The sequence below is a fragment of the Arthrobacter sp. SW1 genome (genome assembly GCF_001766675.1).
Classification (GTDB): domain Bacteria; phylum Actinomycetota; class Actinomycetes; order Actinomycetales; family Micrococcaceae; genus Arthrobacter.
This window is the reverse complement of record NZ_MJLT01000021.1, coordinates 1-3,956: the sequence shown is the minus strand read 5'-3', so window position 1 is coordinate 3,956 and position 3,956 is coordinate 1. Positions and strand designations below refer to the sequence as shown.

Annotated in this window: 6 protein-coding genes; 4 read left to right on the top strand and 2 right to left on the bottom strand. The window is 64.7% G+C overall.

Features of this window, described 5'->3' with window-relative positions:
* Positions 1 to 278 precede the first annotated feature (278 nt).
* The 4 genes from BIU82_RS10005 (at position 279) to BIU82_RS09990 (ending at position 2,780) form a co-directional block, all read left to right on the top strand.
* The gene (locus BIU82_RS10005) at positions 279 to 812 is read left to right on the top strand and encodes a hypothetical protein (protein WP_070349324.1); all 534 of its coding nucleotides are present in this window, start codon (positions 279 to 281) and stop codon (positions 810 to 812) included.
* Positions 813 to 913: 101 nt separating this feature from the next.
* A complete protein-coding gene (locus BIU82_RS10000) occupies positions 914 to 1,120 on the top strand; it encodes a ribbon-helix-helix protein, CopG family (protein WP_253182738.1) in 207 nt (68 codons plus the stop codon).
* Entirely contained in the window at positions 1,117 to 1,485 is a 369-nt protein-coding gene (locus BIU82_RS09995) for a Fic family protein (RefSeq protein ID WP_070349323.1), read from the top strand. The genes BIU82_RS10000 and BIU82_RS09995 overlap by 4 nt, the downstream gene beginning before the upstream one ends.
* A gap of 707 nt (positions 1,486 to 2,192) precedes the next feature.
* On the top strand, positions 2,193 to 2,780 hold the full coding sequence (locus tag BIU82_RS09990) for a nuclease-related domain-containing protein (RefSeq protein WP_253182742.1): 588 nt from the start codon (positions 2,193 to 2,195) through the stop codon (positions 2,778 to 2,780).
* Between the two features lie 258 nt (positions 2,781 to 3,038).
* Here BIU82_RS09990 and BIU82_RS09985 read toward each other — a convergent pair whose 3' ends face one another.
* Positions 3,039 to 3,317, bottom strand: coding sequence for an HPr family phosphocarrier protein (locus BIU82_RS09985; RefSeq protein ID WP_070349322.1), 279 nt, complete (start codon positions 3,315 to 3,317; stop codon positions 3,039 to 3,041).
* Between the two features lie 48 nt (positions 3,318 to 3,365).
* Positions 3,366 to 3,956, bottom strand: a 591-nt coding sequence (locus BIU82_RS09980) for a putative PEP-binding protein (RefSeq protein ID WP_363968112.1), incomplete at its 5' end; no start/stop codon positions are given.

The window sequence follows — 3,956 nt, the reverse complement described above, 5'->3', positions numbered from 1 at the left end:
CGGGCCGCGGCGGCGACACTGGGCGATGACTTGATGCGGCGGACGCGGGACGCCGGCTCGTACGGTGCCGATGATTGCTCGGGCATGGTTCCTCCGAAGGGGCTAGTGGGGGCTCCCTTCGAGCCTAGGTATGCAAAAGCCGCATGGATAAGACCAAATGTGCGTGGACTGATAAGGCATCCTTATGGGTTCACGCGGTTCCAGGGATTGATTTTGCTTATGGATTCACGCGGTTTTTGTATTGTTCCGGGGCCCGGCCGCGGGGCTAGCGTTCTTGCATGGATGTCCAGCTGAAGCGCCGCGCCCCTTCGCCTGCGGGCGGGTACCGTTACGGCGCCTCGCGGCGCGCTGTTCCAGGCCGCGACGGCGGCTCGGAGGACGACGCCGCACGTCTCCGTTCCGAGTTCGCACGGCAGAGGCAGCGGCTGGCGCAGGCCGACAGCGGTTACCGCGCGCTGATCGTCCGCCGGAACGACCTCATCGCCGAGTGCGTGCAGGACCGCCTTCCGGTTACGAAAATCGCGGCGGCACTGGGCGTCTCGACGTGGGTGGTACGGACCGCCGTCGGAGATCCGGGCGAGGGACCGCCGTCGGGCGTGAGCCGCGAAAGCCGGCTGGCGCAGCTGCAGGAGATCGCCCGCGAACTGGCGGACGCCACCGCCGGACGGCTGGTTTTGGAGGCGGAACGGAAAGCCCTCGTGACTGCCGCGCACAGGGAGAACGCGCTCGATGTCTTTGAGCTGGCGTCGCTCACCGGCCTCACCCCGGAGCACATCCGGAAGATGGTGCGGGGCAGGCGGAAGGCCTCCTGAATCGAACCGCCAGTCCTCGCGGAGCCCTTCTTGGCACGACGTGGGAGGCGCAAGATTGCCGGTTCGCACCAGTGTGGTACTGGTTTGGTACCATTGTGTCCATGGCAATGAATCTTCGCGTCCCGGAAGACCTTGATCGCCGGCTTGAGCAACTCGCCGCCGAGGAGCATACGTCCAAGTCTGCGCTTCTTCTGCAGGGGGCTGAGTTGGTTCTGCAGCGTCATGCGCGCCGGCGTGAAATCAGTGAGGGCCTGGATTTTGTCATGACTCATGACGCTGAGTTGCTTACCCGGCTTGAGGACGCGTGACCGCGTACCTGGACATCGAGGATGCGCTGCAGGTTGTTGATCGGTACGGCTTTCACATCCGGGATGTCGGCTTGCTTGCTTCGGCATTGGCCCGCCCGGCGACAACTGTCATGGGTGCCGAAGCCTATCCTGAATTGGCGCTGAAGGCGGCCGCTTTGATGGATTCGGTGGCCCGTTTTAGCGCGCTTGTTGACGGCAATAAGCGCACAGCGTGGACGCTGATGGTGTTGCTGTTGTGGATCAATGGCCACCGCCATGACTTCACGACTGACGAGGGTTTCAGGCTCGTTGTGGGAGTGGCTGCTGGCGACATCGAGTTGGGGGAATCGGCGGCGGAAATTTCGAAGCATTTGGTGCGCCGTTAGTTGTTGCTGAGGCTTCCAACAGGGGGTGTGCACAATGTGCACACCTTACCCGGCGGACTGGGCCGTACATCGGTCGGACTGGCCCGTACTCGGCGTTTTTTCGGGAGTTCCCAGTGTTTTCGAGACCTGGAACCCGGTTCGAGTCCCACCTCGGGCACAGTGTTTTACCTGTTCAGGGGCCTGTTGGCCTCTGAGTGTGGACAGATTGTTCACGGATAGGCCCCTTCGGGGGGCCTTTTTTCGTTGGCCGTCTGTGTGGCCTGGCTGCTCCTTCTGAGTCCGGAATGTCCTTGCTTATCTATGGTGGGGCAGCGGCGGTGCTACATGATTTCTCGGTCAACTTACGGTTGTTGTTCGTGATGATGTCCAGGTTTCATGTGCCGCGGCCGTCCTGGAGCCGGTGCATGACATCGCCAATCAAGGCACGTAGGCTGCAGTGAACCATGGAACATGGTGGCGTGGGGTGGTGGGACTTGAAGCAGATGAGGCTTCGCTACGCAGGTGTTTGCCGGCTGTGTGGAAATTTGCTTCCGGCTGGCACGGAAGCAATCTACGAGCCTGAGTCAAAGACCGTCTGCTGCATGGCATGTGCCCGCGAGGCTACGGCTACTATTTCTCCAGGTCCGGAACTGCCCGCTGGTAATCCGTTGACGATCGCGTCTGGGGTCGCCGGTTCGTCTGCCCGGCGCGAATATGAGCGCCGGAAGGTGAAGGACGAGGAAAAGCTCCGACAGACATGGGGCCGGTTCGGTGGTCTGGCAGTTGCCCTCGCCAAGGAACGTCCGCACACCAAAGCGTGGGACCGGGGCGCGACGGGGGAGGAGCGCCTCGGCTCCCGACTGGACGCGTTGGCTTCCGCTGATTTCGCTGTTCTCCACGACCGGCGCATTCCCGCTTCGAAGGCGAACATCGACCACATCGTCATCACTCGGGGCGGAATCTGGGTGATCGACGTCAAGCGGTACAAAGGGCGGCCTGAACTGAAGATCGAGGGTGGTATCTTCCGTCCGCGGGTTGAGAAGCTCCTCATTGGTCGGCGGGATTGCACGAAGCTGGTCGAAGGTGTGCGCTGGCAGGTTGATGTCATGTGCGGCTTCGTTGGGGATGTTCCGGTTGCCGGGGTCTTGTGCTTCATCGAGGCTGATTGGCCGCTGATTGACGGCGCCTTTTCGGTTCGCGGGGTTCAAGCACTCTGGCCGAACCGCTTGGCCGAGGTGCTTGCAGCGCAGGCAGTTGGCAATGTTGACGTCGAAGCTGTGCGTCACGCGGTCGCCTCGCGGTTTAGGCCTGCGTGACGTCAGGCGTTCGTGGCCCAACTGCGCGCCACTCGGCCGGAAGAAGCATACGGAATTGTTGGGGTTCAGTGGGTGGCGCTTCCAGGGTGTCGGAGCCGGCGCAGGACTGATCCCCGCCGGTTCCCAAGCCTCGCTGCGCTCGGCTCGGGGCACTCGCCGGCGTGGGCCCTGGCACCAAAAAAGAAAGAGCGTGCCTTCCCCGAAGGGAGGGCACGCTCTTCTTGTTCCGGGAGACCGGTTGTTCCGGGAGACCGGCGCTTATTCGGCGTCGTGGTCGGTTTCGAGGATGGCGACGAGCTTGTCGAGGGCTTCGTCGGCGCCGGTGCCTTCGGCGCGGAGGACCACGACGTCGCCCTGGGCGGCGCCGAGGCTCATGAGGGAGAGGATGGAGGCTGCGTCCATGGCCTCGTCGGCGGGTTCGCCCTGGCGGGCGATGGTGACCTCGAGGTCGAGTTCGGCGGCGGCTTCGGCGAAGATCGCGGCGGGGCGGGCGTGCAGGCCGACGCGGCTGGCGATGGTGGCGGTGCGTTCAGTCACGGGGTTCTCCTTGGTTTCCGGGGTGGGTTGTTTGGTGGCTTTGAGGAACTACAGGCCGAGTTCGCCCAGGATGGGCAGTTGTTCGCGGACGGCGGCGCGTGCGGCTGCGGCGCTGGGCGCTTTGAGGGCGGTGGCTGCGAGTTGCTGGGCCTGGGCCAGGGTGATGGTTTTCAGCACGGCGGCCACGGCCGGCAGGGCGCGGGGGCTCATGGACAGGGTGGTGACGCCGAGGCCGATGAGCACGGCGGCCAGGGCGGGGTCTGCCGCGGCTTCTCCGCAGACACCCACGGGCTTGGCGTTGCCGCTGGCCGCGGCTGCGGTGGCCGCGCCGTCGGCGGTGAGTTTCACGAGCTGCAGCACGGCCGGCTGCCAGGGGTCGTTCAGGGTGGCGAGGGGCCCGAGCTGCCGGTCGGCGGCCATGGCGTACTGGGTGAGGTCGTTCGTGCCGAGGGAGGCGAAGGAGACTTCCTGCAGCACGGTGCCTGCGGTAAGCGCGGCGGAGGGCACCTCGATCATCACGCCGGGGGTCTTCAGTCCCGCGGCAGTGGCGAGTCCGGCGAAGCGGGCCGCTTCGTCCGGGGTGGAGATCATGGGGGCCATGACCCATACCTCGGCCTCATGCTGGGCTTCGGCCGCTGC

Excerpts from the sequence above, each read along its gene's own strand:
- BIU82_RS10005 (WP_070349324.1), top strand. The coding sequence starts at position 279 with ATGGATGTCCAGCTGAAGCGCCGCGCCCCTTCGCCTGCGGGCGGGTAC.
- BIU82_RS10000 (WP_253182738.1), top strand. The coding sequence starts at position 914 with ATGGCAATGAATCTTCGCGTCCCGGAAGACCTTGATCGCCGGCTTGAG.